General features: G+C 36.2%; 21 protein-coding genes. 4 read left to right on the forward strand and 17 right to left on the reverse strand.

Annotation, left to right across the window (positions count from 1 at the left end; translation table 11 throughout):
• Nucleotides 1-81: 81 nt before the first annotated feature.
• The 9 genes from J2Z38_RS04110 to mnmE all read right to left on the reverse strand — a co-directional run bounded on the left by J2Z38_RS04110 (nucleotide 82) and on the right by mnmE (nucleotide 9080).
• The gene (locus J2Z38_RS04110; protein ID WP_209772777.1) at nucleotides 82-555 is read right to left on the reverse strand and encodes a DUF4446 family protein; all 474 of its coding nucleotides are present in this window, start codon (nucleotides 553-555) and stop codon (nucleotides 82-84) included.
• Nucleotides 552-1115, reverse strand: a complete 564-nt coding sequence (locus J2Z38_RS04115; protein WP_209772779.1) for a cyclodeaminase/cyclohydrolase family protein — start codon at nucleotides 1113-1115, stop codon at nucleotides 552-554. The genes J2Z38_RS04110 and J2Z38_RS04115 overlap by 4 nt, the downstream gene beginning before the upstream one ends.
• Complete coding sequence (locus J2Z38_RS04120; protein ID WP_209772781.1) at nucleotides 1105-2139, reverse strand: ParB/RepB/Spo0J family partition protein; 1035 nt, start codon at nucleotides 2137-2139, stop codon at nucleotides 1105-1107. The genes J2Z38_RS04115 and J2Z38_RS04120 overlap by 11 nt, the downstream gene beginning before the upstream one ends.
• An 8-nt stretch (nucleotides 2140-2147) precedes the next feature.
• Nucleotides 2148-3095 (reverse strand): ParA family protein, encoded by a 948-nt coding sequence (locus J2Z38_RS04125; protein WP_209772783.1) that lies wholly within the window; start codon nucleotides 3093-3095, stop codon nucleotides 2148-2150.
• Complete coding sequence (locus tag J2Z38_RS04130; protein ID WP_209772784.1) at nucleotides 3073-4287, reverse strand: CinA family nicotinamide mononucleotide deamidase-related protein; 1215 nt, start codon at nucleotides 4285-4287, stop codon at nucleotides 3073-3075. Before J2Z38_RS04130 ends, J2Z38_RS04125 begins: the two co-directional genes overlap by 23 nt.
• Nucleotides 4288-4377: 90 nt before the next feature.
• Nucleotides 4378-5181 carry a CPBP family intramembrane glutamic endopeptidase gene (locus tag J2Z38_RS04135; RefSeq protein WP_209772786.1) on the reverse strand — a complete coding sequence of 268 codons (804 nt, stop codon included), beginning with the start codon at nucleotides 5179-5181 and terminating at the stop codon, nucleotides 4378-4380.
• Nucleotides 5182-5208: 27 nt separating this feature from the next.
• Nucleotides 5209-5841: a 16S rRNA (guanine(527)-N(7))-methyltransferase RsmG gene (gene rsmG / locus J2Z38_RS04140; RefSeq protein ID WP_209772788.1), complete on the reverse strand. Its 633-nt coding sequence runs from the start codon at nucleotides 5839-5841 to the stop codon at nucleotides 5209-5211.
• Nucleotides 5834-7726 carry a tRNA uridine-5-carboxymethylaminomethyl(34) synthesis enzyme MnmG gene (gene mnmG, locus J2Z38_RS04145; protein WP_209772790.1) on the reverse strand — a complete coding sequence of 631 codons (1893 nt, stop codon included), beginning with the start codon at nucleotides 7724-7726 and terminating at the stop codon, nucleotides 5834-5836. Before mnmG ends, rsmG begins: the two co-directional genes overlap by 8 nt.
• A complete protein-coding gene (gene mnmE, locus J2Z38_RS04150; protein WP_209772792.1) occupies nucleotides 7716-9080 on the reverse strand; it encodes a tRNA uridine-5-carboxymethylaminomethyl(34) synthesis GTPase MnmE in 1365 nt (454 codons plus the stop codon). Before mnmE ends, mnmG begins: the two co-directional genes overlap by 11 nt.
• A 236-nt stretch (nucleotides 9081-9316) precedes the next feature.
• Here mnmE and J2Z38_RS04155 point away from each other — a divergent pair, with 236 nt between their 5' ends.
• The 3 genes from J2Z38_RS04155 (at nucleotide 9317) to J2Z38_RS10505 (ending at nucleotide 11775) form a co-directional block, all read left to right on the forward strand.
• Nucleotides 9317-11008, forward strand: coding sequence for a Na/Pi cotransporter family protein (locus J2Z38_RS04155; RefSeq protein WP_209772793.1), 1692 nt, complete (start codon nucleotides 9317-9319; stop codon nucleotides 11006-11008).
• A gap of 112 nt (nucleotides 11009-11120) precedes the next feature.
• Nucleotides 11121-11573 carry an MgtC/SapB family protein gene (locus J2Z38_RS10500; protein WP_318527695.1) on the forward strand — a complete coding sequence of 151 codons (453 nt, stop codon included), beginning with the start codon at nucleotides 11121-11123 and terminating at the stop codon, nucleotides 11571-11573.
• Nucleotides 11521-11775, forward strand: a complete 255-nt coding sequence (locus J2Z38_RS10505; protein WP_225304640.1) for a hypothetical protein — start codon at nucleotides 11521-11523, stop codon at nucleotides 11773-11775. The genes J2Z38_RS10500 and J2Z38_RS10505 overlap by 53 nt, the downstream gene beginning before the upstream one ends.
• Nucleotides 11776-11848: 73 nt before the next feature.
• Here J2Z38_RS10505 and dcm read toward each other — a convergent pair whose 3' ends face one another.
• From dcm to rpmH, 8 genes are all read right to left on the reverse strand, one after another.
• Nucleotides 11849-13105 (reverse strand): DNA (cytosine-5-)-methyltransferase, encoded by a 1257-nt coding sequence (gene dcm, locus J2Z38_RS04165; protein WP_209772794.1) that lies wholly within the window; start codon nucleotides 13103-13105, stop codon nucleotides 11849-11851.
• Nucleotides 13105-14589, reverse strand: coding sequence for a Sau3AI family type II restriction endonuclease (locus J2Z38_RS04170; protein WP_209772796.1), 1485 nt, complete (start codon nucleotides 14587-14589; stop codon nucleotides 13105-13107). Before J2Z38_RS04170 ends, dcm begins: the two co-directional genes overlap by 1 nt.
• Before the next feature lie 147 nt (nucleotides 14590-14736).
• Nucleotides 14737-14934 carry a hypothetical protein gene (locus J2Z38_RS04175; protein WP_209772798.1) on the reverse strand — a complete coding sequence of 66 codons (198 nt, stop codon included), beginning with the start codon at nucleotides 14932-14934 and terminating at the stop codon, nucleotides 14737-14739.
• Between the two features lie 48 nt (nucleotides 14935-14982).
• Entirely contained in the window at nucleotides 14983-15921 is a 939-nt protein-coding gene (gene jag / locus J2Z38_RS04180; protein ID WP_209772800.1) for an RNA-binding cell elongation regulator Jag/EloR, read from the reverse strand.
• Nucleotides 15918-16628: a YidC/Oxa1 family membrane protein insertase gene (locus tag J2Z38_RS04185; protein WP_209772803.1), complete on the reverse strand. Its 711-nt coding sequence runs from the start codon at nucleotides 16626-16628 to the stop codon at nucleotides 15918-15920. The genes jag and J2Z38_RS04185 overlap by 4 nt, the downstream gene beginning before the upstream one ends.
• A 42-nt stretch (nucleotides 16629-16670) precedes the next feature.
• Nucleotides 16671-16886 carry a membrane protein insertion efficiency factor YidD gene (yidD, locus tag J2Z38_RS04190; protein ID WP_209772806.1) on the reverse strand — a complete coding sequence of 72 codons (216 nt, stop codon included), beginning with the start codon at nucleotides 16884-16886 and terminating at the stop codon, nucleotides 16671-16673.
• Nucleotides 16876-17226, reverse strand: coding sequence for a ribonuclease P protein component (gene rnpA / locus J2Z38_RS04195; protein WP_209772809.1), 351 nt, complete (start codon nucleotides 17224-17226; stop codon nucleotides 16876-16878). The genes yidD and rnpA overlap by 11 nt, the downstream gene beginning before the upstream one ends.
• A gap of 18 nt (nucleotides 17227-17244) precedes the next feature.
• Nucleotides 17245-17379: a 50S ribosomal protein L34 gene (gene rpmH, locus J2Z38_RS04200; RefSeq protein ID WP_209772810.1), complete on the reverse strand. Its 135-nt coding sequence runs from the start codon at nucleotides 17377-17379 to the stop codon at nucleotides 17245-17247.
• A 713-nt stretch (nucleotides 17380-18092) separates the two neighbouring features.
• Here rpmH and dnaA point away from each other — a divergent pair.
• A complete protein-coding gene (dnaA, locus tag J2Z38_RS04205) occupies nucleotides 18093-19472 on the forward strand; it encodes a chromosomal replication initiator protein DnaA (RefSeq protein WP_209772811.1) in 1380 nt (459 codons plus the stop codon).
• Nucleotides 19473-19629: the final 157 nt, after the last annotated feature.

Genomic DNA, 19629 nt, shown 5'->3' on the forward strand with positions numbered 1-19629 from the left:
TAAATCCTCCTTGTTTTTTACTACTTTTATTATATTGTTTTCTATTTATAAAGCTAGTTTTTTTGCAAATTTTTTGCAATTTTATCTTTTAGCTTTATTGAGGGCCTGGTTTTCTGGCTCAGATAATTCTTCCTTGGCAGAACCATTTGCAATTTCTTTTAGGTAAACATTAGCACCATCAGCGCCATAAAGACTTGTTAAGATAATTCCATTGTGGAAATTATCTAACATACAAAGAGCAAAGGATAATTCACGAGACTGGCCTTCGAAGGCGTCAAAGTGGACAACTGCCATATTTGATACTGCCCCCATAGTTGTATCTTTAGCATCAGCTGCAGTCCTGTTTATATTTCTAAGCTCCTTGTGTGAGGATTCAATTTGGTCATTTAAGTTGTTTAATAATTCTTCTATATTCACATCTGGGTCGTTGCCCCTTAAGAGGTGATCGTATCTTTGTTTTTGTCTACGAGTCCTATCTTGGAGCCCCTTTAGCATTGCAAATTGCAAGATTACAATTAGTGCCAAAAGGCCCATTCCTATATATATTCCTGTCAAGCTTTCCTTCTTTCTATAATATTTCTATTATTTTGATATAATTTGTAAGCCTCTTTTAAGGCTTGATCTAGATCATACTTATAAGACACACCCTCTAGATTTGCTTTTATGGTTGGCACTGTTGCCTTCATTGCATTATAGAGCATCTCATTTGCTATTTCTCCATCAGCTAGGGTGGAGGCCTTCCCATGTTCTAAGTAAAACCCGAGAATTTCAAGAGCCTTACTAGCCAGAGTATTAAGTCTCACCTGAGGTCTTGCTGCATCTATGTAAAACTTATCGTCGATTGGTCTCTTCTTTTTGTATTGGTCAATTAAAAGATTTGCATAATAAATATCTTCATCGGCACATTTAACCAAAAGGTCCGAAATTTCTTCCATAGTCTTGCGATTTTCCCTAGCTTCTTCTTTTAGATTCCCCCAGTCGTTTCTTTCCATCATGAGCCCTAAGTTTAAGGCGAGATTTGCACTTAAGATTACAATGGCTCCGCCACCTGGTTTAGCGTTTACCTTTCTAGTTTCTTCTAGTAATTCTCCTACCCTAAGGTCATTAATCTTCATAGGAAATCCTGTCGTAAATCTTTTCTATATCTTCTATAGAAAAACAATCTATAACGACTTTGTAGGCATCCTTGGATTTTTCTATGGCAACTTTTGTTGCTAGCTTATCCATGAATTTTTCTTCAAAATCGTCAAATAAAAGTGAGTCCAGGTTTGGAAGTTTTTCACTTTTTTCTTTTTTTTCTTGGTTTTTTTCTGCTTTTTTTGTTTCTATTTCTTTTTTGCCAGATAGGTCTATAAAGTTTTTGCGAGGAGTATCTTTTTCTTCTCTTGAGATTTTCTCTACATCACGGACAACTGCCTTCTTATTTATATAGTCATCAAGGGCCTGGGCTCTTTTATCTTCGTCGCTTAAAGATAAAAGGCTTCTTGCCTGGGATGGGGAGATAGTTCCTTGGCTTAAGGCGGATTTTTCTTCCTCATTTAATTTTAATAACCTAATTGTATTTGCTATATATGAACGGGACTTGCCCATTTTTTGAGCAATCTCATCTTGAGTTAAGCAAAAATTATCAGCAAGTTTCTTATAGGCTGTTGCCTCTTCTATAGCTGAAAGGTCTTCTCTTTGGACATTTTCTATCAAAGATAAAACTTCAACGTCTTTTTCTTCATAATCTTTTACAATGGCATCAATGGTTTCTTCTTTATTTAAAAGGCTTGCCCTATACCTTCTCTCTCCAGCTAAGATTTCGTAGTGGTCACTAACCTTTGTGACTGTAATAGGATTTAAAAGTCCATATTCTTTAATAGAATTAGCTAAATCTTCTAGGGATTTTTCATCAAAATCTGTCCTTGGTTGACCTTGCCTTGGCCTAATCTTTTCTATTGCTAGACTTTGTATTTTTGTAAATTTTAAATTTTCTTCCCTTGTTTCTCCATTAATATCCGGAGCATTTTCTTGGCTAATATTTTCTGGTCTTGATAATTCTTCTGTTTTCTCATCAAGGATTTCTTCTTTTACTTCTTCCTTAATATTCGGAATCAAAGAACCCAGACCCCTTCCTAATGATCTTCTATTGGTCATAAATCCTCCTAAATATTCTTAATTAGTTCTGTAGCAAGACTGATATAGGCCATAGCCCCCTGGCTTTTTGCATCGTATTCTATGCCTGATTTGCCGTGTGATGGCGCTTCTGCTAGCCTAACATTTCTAGGAATCATTGTCTTAAAGACCTTGTCCTTAAAGAATTTTTTAACTTCCTCAACAACTTCAAAGCTAAGCTTAGTCCTCTTATCAAACATGGATAGGAGAACACCTTCCACATAAAGGTCCTTGTTTAAACTTCCCTTTACAAGTTCAAAGGTATTCATAAGTTCACTTACACCTTCTAGGGCATAATACTCGGTTTGAATTGGAATAATTATCGAATTGCTTGCTACTAGGGCATTTATAGAAAGAAGTCCTAGGGATGGTGGACAATCTATAAGAACAAAGTCGTAGTTTGTTTTTAGTTGACTTATTATTTCCTTAAGCTTTTGGGTCCTTTCAAGTGGATCAAGTTCCACAAGTTCAACTTCAAGACCAGATAGGGAAGACTCAGATGGAATCAAATCAACACCTGATACTGTATTTATAATATATTGGTCAAAACCTTCAAAAGATGATTCTTCTTCATGACTTGCTTGTGAAACAATTTCGCTATGGCCAGTTAGGTCTATATATCTTTTCCCAGGTTCCTCTAAGCTTACTTCTTTCGCATCCTTACCTAAATTCTCTTCATCACTTTCATCGTGATTTTCTTTGGCTTCTTCCTCCGCTCTTTTACTTTCCTCTTGCTCAGCTAGGATATAGAAAAGATCATAAACAGATGTTTCTACCTTGTTTTTATCAATGCCAAGGCCTGTTGTGGCGTTAGCTTGTGGGTCCATGTCAATTACTAAAACCTTCTTATCTAGGTAGGCTAGGGCTACTGCCAAGTTTACAACCGAAGTAGTTTTTCCAACCCCACCTTTTTGGTTAAATACTGATATAGTTTTCATATTCACCTCTCACTATTAATATAGTCATGTCGATCAGTTTATTCTTAATAACTCTTCTGACCTTGTTCCTATCTCCCTTTACACTAATCTTTCTGATATATTTCCTTCCCTTATATAAGGCACCTGCGTAGGCTATTCCTAAATGTGCATAACCTGTTGTAGCAAGACATAAGTCTGAACCTGTCGCCTTGAAAAGCCCATCAAGCATTTCTCCTGCCACTTCCGGACTTACCACGTCATACTTTTCAATTGTTTCATATGAAACATTTAGCAATTTGTGTTTGGTTTCATTGGCGTAGGTTATATAGGATTCTTTTATAACATCACTTGCGCCAGCTACATCAATTATAGATGAAGCAACGAGTCCGCCTGTTATGGATTCGGCAGTGGAAATAAATTCTCCCTTTGCTCTTAATTCGTCAATGAGAACTTCTTCTCTTGATTTTTCTTCTGTAGTCAGAACGAGAGGGCCAAAAACTTCTTTTACCTTATTAACTCCCATATATAAGGAAGCTTTTAAATCTTCTTCATCTTTTCCACTTGCTGTTACCCTTAGTTCTACTCCCGTACTTTTAGCATAAGGACTTATGGTTGGATTTGAACCTGAAAGGTCAATCCTACTTGCCACATCCCACTCACCCAAAAGAGCAATTTTACAATTAATAGATTTTATCATCAAGTCAGTGTGGATTCTAGGAATGACTTCCTTATCAAACATATTTTGCATTTCATTTGGTGGGCCAGGCATTAATATAAATTTTGTCTTATTGCCTATTATACAACCAGGAGCGGTTCCTTGGTCATTTTTAAGTATGGTTGCTGATTTTGGGAAAATTGCCTGTTTCTTATTTACAGTCATGGCTTTTTTCTCATCGTTGAAATATTTTTGTAATTCCTCATAGGATTCATGATCTAAAGCCATCTCATCTTCTAGACCCAAAACCTTTACTAGAGTTTCCTTGGTAATATCATCATCGGTTGGTCCAAGGCCGCCGCTTATAAAGACATAGTCGTATTTGCCATCCGCTTCCTTTAGGGCTTGGTAGAGCCTTTCTGGATTATCTCCAACTGTTACCATCTTATATAAATTTATGCCCATATCTTGGAGCCTTTCGGCGATAAACTTTGAATTTGTATCAAGAATTGATCCCAGCAGGATTTCTGTTCCCACTGAATATATTATTGCTTTCATATAACTTCCTTAATGTTTCACGTGAAACTTTTCTATTTATATTTTACTCCTATTGAATGTAAATTCTAATTTTGCAAAATTAAAAAACACCTAAGCATTTCGCCTAAGTGTTATTATAGAATATATTCCTATTATCAAAAATGTTCCATAGATTGCTAGACCGATTGGACTTAAGCCTTGGTCTAGAAAAGGTATCATTGCAAGGATATTATTTGTTGCGTGTACTATTATAGGACCCTTAATCGATTTTGTCTTGTAATATACATAGGCTAAAACAAGTCCCATGAAAAAAGTATTTGGACTTTGGATGATATTAAAATGATAAAACCCAAACATTAGGGCTGTCAAAAATATTGTGGTATTCAAGGAACATTCTCTTTTGATTTCTTCAAACAAGACTCCTCTAAAAAGTAGTTCTTCAACAAGGGGTGCACCGATTGCTACTACCACCAATATAATCACGCCATCTACAGGACCTTTTGGGCTAAAGGCTTTTTCCAGGAGTTTCATAGCACTACTTAATTGATCTGTGCCTGCAAAAATCTTCATTATTATGTTAACAAAAATTTGACCAAAACCAACTGTTCCAAGTCCTATTCCTAAAAGTTGAATCGGATTAATAATTCTATTATTTAAAATATATGGCCTGTCCAATTGGTTCCTATAAGTCTTATCACGCTTTCCTATATAAAAATATAAAAGAGTAAGTTTTATAAGCTGGCCTACAAATAGACCATATACAAGATAGTCAGAGGATTTTAGAATATCTCCATCCTTAATTCCTGCAATTATACTAGGAATGGTCGCTCCTGTGAAAGCATCAATTATGACATTAGCAAAAAGAAATGCTATTATTATAAAAAGAGTTTTAATTGCTTTTTTAAATCGTTCCATAAATTCTCCTTTGTTTCATGTGAAACATTATAGGGGTTTTCTTTTCGGTAGATTTTGACCTCTTGGGTAGGTCTTCTTACAAGACCTAACTTTTTTTACAATAACATTAACCCTTTCATTGCCATCAAGATCAATTTCTTCCATTTTGATAACCTCTCCACCTAAAATCTCAAGGGCATTGGCAGCAGCTTTCACTTCCTCATCTGCCTTTGGTCCCTTAAGGGCGATGAAAAGTCCACCCACCTTTACAAATGGTAGGCAAAGTTCAGAAAGAGTTGACATGTTTGCCACAGCACGAGAAACAACCACGTCAAATCCTTCCCTATTTTCCTTGGCAAAATCCTCAGCCCTGGTGTGAATGGCCCTGGCATTTGATAGGCCCAAGATTTCTATTACTTCATTCATGAAATTAACTTTTTTGTTAACTGAATCTATAAGTGTTAGGTCAAAATCTTTTTCAATCCTTAATGGGATACCTGGGAAACCTGCACCCGCACCCAGGTCCAAAACCTTATCGCCTTCCTTAATATAATCTAAGACTGTAAGCGAGTCCTTAAAATGTTTTAATTCAATTTCTTCAGGGTCGGTTATTGTTGTTAGGTTTGTGTGAGAGTTTACCTCTAAAAGATAATCTGTGTAGGCCTTATATTTCTTATCCATAAAGTTCCCCTGTCTTTAGCCTAATCAAGAGCACGTTTATATCTGCAGGGCTAACTCCTGATATCCTTGAAGCTTGGCCAAGTGAATCTGGTTTTATTTCGTTAAGCTTTTCTGCCGATTCTTTCTTAAGACCAGGAATCTTTGAGTAATCAATATCATGGCTTAATTTTTTGCTCTCAAGTTTTTTAAATTTCTCTATATCTTTAAGCTGCTTATTGATATAGCCTTCATATTTGATTTCAGTTTGAACACTCATACTTATATAAGAAGGGAGGTCTTCTCTTTCTGGATCAAAAACTTTTGAATTTTCATAAGTTATTTCTGGTCTTTTAATAAGCTCATAAAGGGTTAGGCCATTGTTTAGTGGAGTAGATCCAAGTTCTTCAAGGGCCTTGTTAGTTTCCTCCTTTGGAGTAAGCATAATTGTCTTAAGCCTTTGAATTTCACCTTCAATTAGGTCACGCTTATCTAACATTTTTTGATAACGGTCATCAGATACAAGTCCAATATCGTGGCCCTTTTTTGAAAGCCTTTGGTCGGCATTGTCTTGTCGCATGGTTAGTCTGTACTCACACCTAGATGTCATCATCCTATATGGTTCGTTAGTTCCTTTTGTAACAAGGTCATCAATTAGCACTCCTATATAGGCATCAGACCTATCGAGGATAAACTCTTCCTGGCCTTTTATTTTTAGGGCTGCATTTATACCTGCAACTAAACCTTGGCCAGCAGCTTCTTCATAACCTGATGAGCCATTGATTTGGCCTGCAAAATACAAACCAGAATAGGCTTTTGATTCTAAAGTCCTTTTAAGTTCCCTGGTATCAATCATGTCATACTCAATCGCATAGGCAGGTCTCATTATCTTTACGTCCTCAAGGCCGATTATGGTTTTATAAAATTCCATCTGGACTTCTTGAGGTAAGGATGAGGACACGCCTTGGACATACATTTCATTGGTAGTTAGACCTTCAGGCTCTATGAAGACTTGGTGGACGTCCCTGTCAGGAAATCTCACCATCTTATCTTCGATTGATGGGCAATATCTTGGCCCAATCCCCTTGATCTTGCCCCCGTAAATTGGAGACCTATCGAGGTTATCTATGATGATTTGTTTTGTTTCTTCTGTTGTATAAGTTAGGTAGCAATCCTCTTGATGTCTGTCAGAATAATCTTTTCCCTCATTTAAAAATGAAAATGGAATTACTTCCTTATCGCCAGGTTGAACTGTAGTTAGGTCGTAACTTATAGAATCCCTGTGTACTCTAGCAGGTGTACCTGTCTTAAATCTACGAATATTAAAACCCATTTCTACTAGGCTATCAGTCAAATATGTCGCTGCAGAAAGGCCGTGAGGACCACTAACTTTTTCATAATCACCTATTAAGATTTTTCCGTTTAGGTAGGTCCCGGTACAAATTATAAGGGCCTTGGTTTCATAGATAGCCCCTTGGATTGTTTCACATGAAACAATTTTCCCGTCTTGGTAATTTATCTTGTCTACTTCTTGTTCAAAAAGATCGAGGTTTTCTTCGTCTTCAAGAACTTTTTTCATTTCTTCATGGTATTTTCTTTTGTCAGCCTGCACCCTTAGGGAATGGACAGCTGGGCCCTTTGATGTGTTTAGCATCCTTGATTGGATGAAGGTCTTATCGATATTAATCGCCATTTCCCCGCCCAAAGCATCAATTTCTCTAACTATATGGCCCTTGCCTGTTCCTCCGATATTAGGATTGCAAGGCATGTCTGCTATTGATTCCATAGATGTAGTTAAGACTAGGGTCTTCATTCCAAGCCTTGCTGCAGCAAGACCTGCCTCACAACCAGCGTGGCCTGCACCAACAACAACTACATCATAGGATCCTGCTTGATATTTATTTTCCAACGCAAAACTCCTTAAATACTTTATCCATAATTTCTCCTGACACGGACTCACCTATAATTAGGCCCAAATCTTCGTAAGCAGAAGACAAATCAACCTCGCAAGCATCTATTGGGATGCCGGCCTCCATGTCGGATAAGGATTCCCTTATCTTATCCTTAGCTGATTTTAAAAGCCTTTCGTGTCTGGTATTTGTAATTAAAACTGATTCTCTATTTATTTCCTTGGTATCAAAAATATCCCTGATTGTATCTTCCAGTGTCCTGATTCCCATTTGGTCAACCATTGAAGTTTTAATAATAGGAAGGTCTATTTTGAATAAATTCTCGTTAAACTTCCCATCAAGGTCTGCCTTGTTTAAAATTATAATGGCGTTCTTGCCTTTGATAAGATCAAGGATTTTCTCGTCTTCCTCGTCAAAGTCTCTCGATATATCGAAAATTGCAAGAATGAGATCGGACTGGTCTACAAGTTCGATTGACTTATCAACCCCGATTTTCTCAACCAGGTCATCCGTATCCCTTATACCGGCTGTATCGTTAATCTTTAGGGTGAAATCTCCAAGAGAAATATATTCTGTAATCAAATCCCTAGTTGTGCCAGGTATATCAGTAACAATTGCCCTATTCTCATCCAAAAGAACGTTCAAAAGTGAAGATTTTCCTACATTTGGTTTACCGATAATTGTGGTATTTATCCCGTCTTTTACAAGTTTGCCCTTGTTTGATGTGGAAGCAAGTTCGTCGATTTTCGCCTGGGCTTTTTTGATGTAGGCAGTGATGTCAGAAACAGGTAAGTCTTCGCCGTCTTCTGTGAAATTTATCGAATACTCAAGGCGGGCAAGGCCTTCTTTAAGATCTGTCCTTATATCTCTGATTTTTTTAGTCAGTGAACCTTGAAGCTGGCTGATACCTTGGCTTGCAGATAATTTGTTGGTCGAATTGATTATATCAAGGACTGCTTCTGCCTGGGAAAGGTCAATTCTGCCATTTAGGAAGGCTCTTTTGGTAAATTCTCCTGGCTCTGCAAGGTCGGCCCCCTTATCAAGAAGGAGGTTTAAAATCTCCCTTACTGCCACAAAAGACCCATGGCAGTTTATCTCGCACACGTCTTCTCTGGTATAAGTCGCAGGTGCCTTCATAAAGGCAACCATAACCTCATCTACAATCTCTCCATCATTTCCAATTATGTGGCCGTAGCGAAGGTACCTATTGTCCTTATCAGGATCAATAGGCCTTTTATTAATCGGCCTAAATATTTCATTTATAATGGCAAGGGTCTTATCCCCTGTCATTCTCACTATCGAAATCCCACCAGTGCCCGCTGGAGTTGAGATAGCTGCTATTGTCTTTGCCATAAATCCTCCTTATGGTTTAGTGATTGTCCACTACTTTCACTAGTGGTTAGTAACATAAAGATTATAGTGGAAATTGGCATTTTGTCAACATTAAAGCTTGACTTAAAGCCATTTTGCTTGGATTAATAAAAATAAATGTAAAATTTCCCTATTTTTTCAAAAAAATCCGCAAAATTCGTTTATTTTCTTAGTTAAATATGATATATTAGAAGTAACGAAGATTTTTTGGAGGAATTATGAATTTATCATCACTGTCTTCCCTACAATGGAATCTCATCGCAGGAGGACTTGCAATATTCTTATTCGGTATCAGCCTAATGGGCGATGCCCTAACCAACTTTGCAGGACCCAAAATGCGAGGTTATGTTGAAAAATACACCTCAAACCCAATTAAAGGTGTCCTTGTAGGTATAGTTATTACAGGACTCATCCAGTCCTCATCAGCAACCACAGTTATAGCCATATCCTTCGTAAGGGCTGGTATCATGAGCCTAGAACAGGCCATAGGAGTCACCCTTGGAGCCAATATCGGTACAACTGTAACATCAATCTTAATCGGTTTTAACCTAGGATATTTTTCCTACTTTATAGCCCTCATTGGTGTTTTAATCTTTATGTTCTCAGCCAAGAGGAAAAACAAATACATAGGTGAAATCTTTATCGGTTTCGGTCTTCTTTTCATAGGTCTTGAAATGATGGGCGGATCCCTTGAAGAACTTAAAAACATCCCAGGCTTTGAAGATGTAGTAGCAAATGTAGGCCAAAAGCCAATCCTAGGTGTACTAATCGGTACGGCACTCACAGCCATGCTCCAATCATCATCAGCCTTTATAGGTATCACCCAATCACTTTACGCATCAGGCGCCATAAGCCTAGAAGTGGCCCTAGCCCTCATGTTTGGTGCTAATATAGGAACCTGTATAACAGCAATCCTTGCAAGCCTTGGAGGAAGCTTGTCAGCAAAAAGGACATCCCTCTTCCACATACTCTTTAACGTATCGGTCTCAATAATATTTTTATTATTCCTAAGCCCATACGAAAAATTAGTCCAAACTATAGCAAGCGCCACTAATGCAAGCGATCTAATGACCATAGCTATAGGTCACTTCACCTTTAACTTCGTAGGAATGATAATCTTCCTACCATTAATAAAGATTGTAGCAAGAATATTAAGAAAGATAATCCCAGGCAAGGACTCAATCCTAACCGACCTAGGCAATATCGAACTAGACGAAAGATTAATCTCAGCCTTCCCAGCAGCTGCCCTTTCACAAACAAAGACAGCCATAATCCAGGAATCAGTAGTAGCCCTTGAAAACATCAAGGCGACCAAGTCCTACCTAAACACAAAGGACAAAAAACACTACGACACAAGCAAGGAAGCTGAATCAATGGTCAACGACATGGACACAAAAATCCAAGCCTACCTACTAAACCTAGCCCAAAACCAATTGCCACCTGAAATCGAAAGAGACATGCAAACCTATCTGCAAGTACAAATGAACGCCGAAAGAATCTCCGACCTATCTGAAAACTTAGCAGACTATTACCACGAAATATACGAATCAGGTACAGGCTATGGAGAAGAAGCCTTAGCTGACCTAAACGACATATGCGACCTAGTAATAAACAACATAGTAGTAGCTATGGAAATATTTGAAGAAGAAGACCTAGCCAAATTCAACAAACTAACAGAAGACGAGGCAGCCCTCGACCTGATGGAATTAAATCTAAGAAAGAGCCACTACAGAAGACTCAAAAAAGGCCTAGACATGACAACCATGGCCTCCTACGTCTACAACGACATCCTATCCACCATGGAAAGAATCGGTGACCACGCCTACAACATATCCAGAGTCACAGTAGAGCCAATCAAAACCCACACCGGCTACCACATCGAAGGAGAAGACGGCAAAGCAATATTCTAAATCAAGCCCCAAATGGGGCTTTTTTCTTTGGGAAAAATCCTCACCTTTTGACAGAAAATTAATTTTCACTTATAATTAGAATCTAGAAGAAAGATAAGACTAGGAGGATGTTTTGGGAAAATTTGATGTTTTTAACTTCTACTTGCTTTTAAGGATTACCATGGCCTTGGCAGCGGGTTTTATAATCGGATCTGAGAGGGAAAATAAGAATAAATCAGCCGGGACTAGGACCCACACCTTAGTATGCCTGGGAGCATGTCTTGCTATGATTGTGTCAAAATACGGTTTTTATGATGTCAAACACTTCGATGCGGCAAGAGTCGCTGCCCAAATTGTATCTGGAGTAGGTTTCTTGGGTGCAGGGGTGATTTTCGTTAAAAACTACGGAGTCACAGGACTTACCACTGCTGCTGGGATCTGGACCACATCCATAATAGGCATGGCTTTTGGATCTGGCATGTACTTTATGGGCATCATAGCGACAAGCTTTATAAGTTTTTTTCCAATCCTATATGTTTCCAGGAGAGATTTTCCAAAGACACACCCAATATACAGCCCTGATTGAATCCAGAGACTCAAACATAATCGGCAAAATCGATGCCTATGTAGACGAAAACCACCTCCACAAAAAAGGCTACAACCTAAGATTTAAGGACGAAAAATTCATACTAAACTTCAACATCTACCCAAAAGACCAAGAAGAACTATCCCACTTCATAGCATTTTTAGAATCCGACCTCCATGTGGAGAAATTTGATATATTTTAGAAATTTATAATTGTAATTTCCATAAGAATAAAACATAAAAAGCAGTAGTTCAACCTACTGCCTTTTTACTTATTTATTCGTTTTCAATTATTTCCCTTAAATCCTTTTCCATCCTATTTATAATTCCAGTTACCAACGCATTTCCCATCATGAAGTATCTTCTTCTTTTTGGCATTGTATCTGTCCAGTTTGGCGGAAACATTTGAATAAGTTCCGCTTCTACTTCTGTAATAATCCTATATTTATTTATATTTTCATCAAAAATTATATGAGATGACCTGTTTACAGTTCCCTCTGAAGTGAGCATTGTCCTTGCTGGAGAATTTAAGTCTTCTGGAAATGACATAGCTCCTTCGCTGTAATAGTATTCATGTCCTTGTTTGTTTGTTCTTTTTATCTTCTTGGATCCTTTAAGATATTCCCATTTTTTTAGTTTTTCATCCTCCACCACATAGTCAGAAAGGTCAGCTGAATTAAAATAATTCGCTTCTAATAAAATCCTGCTAAGCGGATAAATTTCCTCTCCTATGGAATCCAATTCAGATGTGAAAATCTCTTGGTTAATCATAACTCCTGTTTCGAAAAACTTTCCATTCTTATAAGTCTCAGAAACATCAGCTATATCTTTATAAGATTTTAAATCAATAACTTTATTCTCTTTTTCTTCTATATTTATAAGAAAGCGCCTATTTATAAAATTAGTTTTTACAATCTCTGATAAATCATGTTTTTCTAATGATTTTGAATATTTGCTATCTTTTTTAAAAGCAAAGATGAAGACTCTCCTCCTCTTTTGAGGCATTCCATAGTTTGCCGCATTAATTACCCTCCATATAAGGTTATAGCCTAAATCATCAAGGGTTTTTAACATGACTGCAAAATCTCTCCCTCTTCTAGAAGCTGGAGATTTTAACAACCTATCAACATTTTCTAACAAAACAAAAGGTGTTTTTTTTTCAATCAAGGTGTCCCTTATTTGCCAAAATAGAACACCTTTTTTGCCTTCTATTCCTTGCTCATTTGATAAAGACCTAGCTACAGAGTAATCCTGACAAGGAAAGCCTCCGACTAGTAAATTGTGGTCTGGAATTTCTTTTTTATCTACAAGGTTTATATCTATATTAGAGACATCTTCTCTTCCAAATCTCTTAATATAACAATCAAAAGCATCTTGAGTTTTATAGGCCGGCTCGAATTGATTGGCCCAAACAAATTCCCAATCTCTGTTTTCAATAGCTCTGCCTGTTTTATTATCAAAACTATTTATATCATTAAGGCCTACCCTGAAGCCTCCAACTCCTGCAAATAGTTCTACAACTCTTAATTTCATTAATCTTTTCCTTCTATAAGTTCTTCTATCTGTTCTTTTACATAATCCTTATTGAGCCAAAAACATTGCTTAGTCATCTTATCCCCATTAGCCAATGTATCCATATTACTTTCAGATCCTTTTCCATACTTAACTCCATCTATAATATAGGCTGTCTGAGAGCTATGGAGTCTAACATGGAATATAACTGTATCTTTAGCTGTAGGTATATCATTATCAACTATATACCCACCTTTTGTATTTTCTTTTACTCTAAAGTTAATACCATCAAGAAATTTTTCTTGGAACATTTTCCATTCTTTCTTGCCTTCATTTTCTAAGTCTTTGACAGGCATGGTCCAAAATTTTGCTCCCTGTAAAATATCTTCTCCATCTTCATTTTCTTTAAAAACTACAAACATAAATTTTGTTTGAGAGAAAAGTTCGTAAATTTCTGAATTATCCCAATCTTCATCTATAAAATCTTTTATTACAAAATTAGGAAAAGACATATGTTCCCTTAATTTCCCATCTTTTTTTACCCTAATAGTTTTTATCTGAATATTTGCCTTTTCAAATTCTTGAGCGTTCTCAGTATTAACTCCTAATATTCTCATAACAAGCAAATGATTTACAGACTTAACATTAGCTCTTAAATTGAATTTTTTATACAAGTCATTAGCCTTAGATCCTACATAAGAATTGATTTTGTTTAAAACCACAGTTTCAAAATCACTATGCTTAAGGTCTTCATCAGTAAATGCAGGTTGATAAGTTTCAACCTCGTTAACTATGTAATGGTTTAGCATATATCTCATATAGGATTGTTTGAGAGAGAATGCCCTACTTTTAGCGGGAATATCACTGTAATATTGACTCCTATAGCTAGATTTAGCAGTCGCACCCTTAGTACAAGCACCCAAATACATGGTATCGGCTTCGGATAATTCATGAGCTTTCCCCGCTTTGATTTTTTTTACAATTTTTTTATAATCATCCTTAATTATTTCAAAGTCTTCTTTAGTTTGCTCGCTAAGTAAGTGAAATAAATTTACATAACCAATCCTATAATCAGTTCTTAATTTTTCCCTATCTCTAAGATAAAAAATAAGCAACATTAATTGGATTTTTTCTAAAAGATGTGATTCCTTAAGGTCATCTTCTAATGGTCTATCAAACGGTATCATCGATAAGACAAGTCTTTCACCAGCTTTTAGTTCTCCCTTTTTGGTGTATTCATAAGGTGTTACCTTAAGTTCTACTCCTGCTTTTGGAAAATCTGGTCTAGGATCACTATTAGGTTGGTAGAAAAAATATAATCTTTCTAATAAATTACCAAGAGATCCTTTACCATATGGTGATTTATAATAATCGACCAAAGCTTGATATTCATATTCATTATTTGAGGCATTATAAATGACATCAGAAAAACTAAACCCAACTAATTTACTTGCATATTCTTCTATAGATTTTGGATCCGAATCATCATATAGTTTAATAAACATCTTATTTCCTTTCAATAATTTACCATAAATATCTAAAAGATCAACTTTTAATAATATTTTTTATAAAAAATAAATCAATTTCTTACAAACAAGTTTTTTACTTATATAAATTATATCAAAAATTGTTGATAACCGATAGCTGCCTTATTAATTATTTGCAAGTTTCTCCCTAATCTCCTCACTCAAAAGGTAAACCCCATCATTTTCCATATAATATTCATAAATTTCATCCAAGGTTTTTTCGCTTGTTTCTGGGCTTTCTAGACTTATTATAGCTTTTATTAGGTCTTTATAATTTTCTTTGGCATATTTTTCTATATTTTCTTTTATTTCTTTATAGGTCATTTTATTTCCTTTCAAAAAAAGAGTACCCTTTCGGATACTCGATTGTTTTTATTCCCCGACGTAGTCTACTACTACGTATCTTTGTGGTTCTCGGCCTTCGGAGTGGCTTTCTACGTTTCTGTGTTTTGATATTTCTTCGTGGGCTAGGCGTCTTTCGTAGGAGTTCATGTATCTTAGGTTCCATGATTTTCCGCTTTGGGCTACTTTTTGGGCTGTTTCCCTGGCTAGTCTTACGATTTTTTCGTCTCTACGTCTTTTGTAGTTGTTGATGTCTACATTTACTCTTAGGTTGTTAGATCTTGAGTCGATGGCTTTTCTTATGATAAATTCGATTGCATCTAGGCTTGCTCCGTTTTTGCCTATGGCGATGCCTGTGTCGCTTTCATCGACTTTTGCGTCTAGCTTTATGATTGATCCGTCTAGGTTGCCTATGACGCTTACATTTTCAAAGTGCATGGCTGTTAGGATTTCTTCTAAGAGTTCTTTGGCCTTGTAGTAGTTGTCTATGTTTGAACGTTTTTTGGAGAGGGCGTAGTCTCTTTTTTCTATTTCCTCTTCGTTTTCTTTGTCAAGGTCATTTTCGAATAGTTCGTCAGTTTTTTCTTCTACGATTTCTTCTACTTCTTCAAATTTTTCCTTGATGGCTTCTCCAATGTCTTTAGCTTTTTCTTCGATTGGTTCTTCTGTTGGGATGCCTTCTTCTCTTTTGATTTCTTCAGATCTTTTCTTGATGTCGTAGTCTTTTTCTACTGCTTTTAGGGAGTCTATTTCGATTTCGTTTTTTAGATCTTCTAGGACCTTTTCCATGTCTTCGTCGTAGGATATTCTAACTACCGCATCTTTGCCGCCGATTAGGCCTAGAAAGCCACCGCTTCCTTCTTCTAGGACGTCAATTGTGACTTCACTTCTTTGTTTGCCTATTTCGTCTAGGGCAAGTTTTACTGCTTCTTCTACTGTTTTGGCTGATTTTGTTAAAGATTTTTTCATTTCTCTTCTACCTTTTTACCTTTCATTACTAAGTGCATCACTACCATTATTATTAGTCTGAATACTGATGATAGGGTGTAGTAGAGTGGAAGTCCTGCTGGTAATTGTCTAAAGGTGAAGAAAAATACTAGTGGTAGGATTAACATCATTGTATTCATTCCGCCCATGGCTTGTTGTTGCTGTGGGTTTGTTTTCATTGAGAAAAGTGTGGTTAATAGTTGGGATAGGGATGTTAGTAGGGGTAGGCCGTACCAAAGTGGATCTGCTTCTAGGAGGGTTGGTACCCAGTAGAAGTCTGTTCTTAGGTGTTCCATTCCTTCTGGAAATACGTATTTACCTGTATTTTGCATCATTCTAAAGAGGCCGAATAGGACTAATATCTGAATTATCATTGGTAGACATCCGCCAAGTCCTGGTGCTACGCCTTCTTCTTTGTATAATTCCTGCATTTTCTTTTGTAGAACTTGTTGGTCGTATCCGTATTTTTTTTGGATTTCGTCCATTTTTGGTTTGAAGGCTCTAGTTTTTTCTGCCTGTTTTTGGGTTGATACCGTTACTGGTATGGATATTAAACTTACAAGTAGGGTCATTATTATAATTGCTATAGCATAGTAGCTTATAGACTCTGGTTCGGCTGAGCCTGCTGCGAGGTTATCATAGATTATCCTCATTAGCTTACCGAGTATTGTCGCTATAAAATTCAACATATATTCTCCGTTTTATTCTGTAGTATTAACTGTGGTATTATCTCATTTTACCGGGTCGTAGCCGCCCTTCGAAAATGGATTGCATCTTAAAATTCTCCACAAAGACATAAAAAAAGCTTTGACTGGCCCATATTTCCTAAATGCCTCTAGGGCATAGTTAGAACATGTTGGGTAGTATTTGCATTTTCCATAGCCTATTTGTGGAGAAATGAATTTTTGATAAAATCTTATCATTTTTATAAAAACTTTATTTAGCATAGTATATCTTCTTTTTTCTAAATGCCTGATTTAGGGCGTGACCTAGAGAGGATTTTAATCTTTGGTAGTCAAATTCTGCGGTATGTTTTTTGGGGATGATTACTATATCTACTCCATTGAGGTTTTTATAGTTTATCCTTATTATCTCTCTAAGTTTTCTTTTTAGGTGATTTCTGGTGTGGGCCTTGCCGATTTTTTTGCTTATAGAAAATCCAAAACGCGGATTCTCTAGGTCATTAGATCTTACAAGGACAGTGAAATCTCTATTATAGCATGCAAAGTTTTTTTTGTAGACTTTTTTAAAGTCTTTGTCTTTCTTTAGGCTTAATCTTTTTTCCATTAATTACTTCTTATGGAATTAAGCTGAAAGTCTTTTTCTGTTTTTCTTTCTTCTTGCTTTAAGCACTCTTCTGCCACCTGGAGAAGACATTCTTTTTCTAAAACCATGATCTTTTTTTCTTCTTCTTCTATTTGGTTGATAGGTTCTTTTCATTTTTACACCTCCTAATAAATTTTGACTCTAACTATTATATTGAAAATAAGCTTATCTGTCAAGATTATTTTCTCTTTTTTCTAGTGCTAAAGGGAGAATATGTATTTATTTTTTTCTATGCAAAAAAATTCCTAAATTTTTGGTATGAATATTCTTTTTTATTTAGAATTTTAGAATAATTATTTATTGTTGATATCTTTGGGTATTTTTTCTTTTCCACAACTTATGAAGAAAAAAATTCATGTGAATATTTTTTTAAATTTATGTTTAGTCTAAAAAAAGAATTTGTAAAATCTGCCAAAATATATTTTTTCCTATACAAAAAATTAATAAATACACATACTTATCCACATATCAACAACAATCTTATTACCTCTAACCACACAAGTTTTGACTTATCCATAATTTTATCCATAAATTGTGGATAAGTTGAAATAATGGCTAATTTATGGTAAGATTAGATGTGTAAAAGTAGGGGTAAAACTCTGGATTTACTAGGAATTTGCTCTTTGTTTGTGGATAAAATAGAAAAAAATATCTTGATTTTTAATTTATCCTCCGGCAAATCCTAAAAAATCAAGACAAATTTTATCAACAAGGGACTTATCCACAACTTATCCCGAATTTGGGGATAAGGTCAAAATTTTTAATGATAAGCTTAAAATTACAAAGTAAATCTTAATGTGGATAAGACTTAAGAAAGGAATGCTTAGATGGAGAATCTAGAATTCATTACGAGTGAATTAAAAAATGAAATGAAAATGCATGTAAGCGATGACCAGCAATTTGATACATGGATTAATATTTTAAAACCCTTAAACCTATACAATGGAGTCCTTTATCTTGAGATTCCAAAAAAAGATACACTTTTTATCTTTGAAGGTATCTGGAAGGCCAAACTCCAAGATGCTCTTGATAAAATAGGGCCAAAAATTGGAGGAAATCTTAAGGTGGAAGTAATAGCCAAGGATGGGGAAGATTATCAAAAAATCCTAACCTTGGGCAAGAACTACGACAAGGACGGCCAAATGAGGATTGATGAGGTAAAGTCTTTCCCAAGACCTCAGCTAGAAGAGGCTAATGTTTTTGAAAATTTTGTCCAAGGTAAATCAAACCAATACGCCCTTGGCATCAGTCAGGCTGTAGCAGATACCATTTCTAGGGGCGATGTATCAAAGGTTTATAATCCGCTATTTATCTATGGATCAAGTGGCCTTGGAAAAACCCACTTAATTCAAGCTATAGCCCACCAAATCCTAGAAACCAGGGACGATGCCTATGTCATGTACCTATCTAGTGAAAAATTTACCAACGAAATGATTGCAGCCCTAAGGACTAACAAAAACCAAGAATTTAGGGAAAAATACCGCTCAGCTGATATCTTACTTATAGATGATATTCAGTTTATAGCCAATAAAGAAGCGACCCAAGAGGAATTTTTCCATACCTTTAACGACCTTTACAATGCGGGCAAACAAATAGTAATCACTTCAGATAAGCCGCCAAGGGAGATAAAACACCTAGAAGATAGGTTGGTATCAAGGTTTAACTACGGTATTATAGCCGATATATCAAGGCCAGACTACGAAACCCGTGTGGCCATCCTTCAAAAAAAGCTAGAAGATCTTGGCGCTATAATTGATAATAATATCTTATCCTACATAGCCCTAGAAATTGACACCAATATCAGGGACCTAGAAGGTGCACTTTCTACTGCCATTGCCTATGCAAAAAGTGACGGCAGGGTAGAAGTATCAATGGAAGATGCCATCAAGGGTGTAGGCACAAGGGTTAAAAACAAAAAGAAAAAACTAACCATAGCCGACATCCAACAGGCAGTTGCCAGTAAATATAATGTAAAACTAGCAGACCTTAAAGGAAAGTCTAGGAAGAAGGAAATTGTAAACCCAAGGCAGATTGCCATGTATATCTCAAGGGAGCTCTTAGATGATTCCCTAGTCACAATAGCAAATGCCTTTGACAGGGACCATACAACAGTCATCCACGGCATCGATAAGATAACAGACTTGATGGATGAAGATGAGGATCTAAAAAACGAACTTGAGGCCCTAATAAAGGAAATTAGGGACTGATTTGGGCATAAGCCTGTGGATAAGTCTGTTAATAACTTTTTTTGACGGACCAATCCAGAACGCCTTGTGCAAAGTGTGGAAAACTAGCGATTTATCCCTAAGCTTATCCATATCTTATTAACAGAGATAAAGCTTGAAATATAGAAGACTTTTAAAG

Origin of the sequence: Anaerococcus degeneri (genome assembly GCF_017874475.1) — a bacterium.
GTDB lineage: Bacteria > Bacillota > Clostridia > Tissierellales > Peptoniphilaceae > Anaerococcus > Anaerococcus degeneri.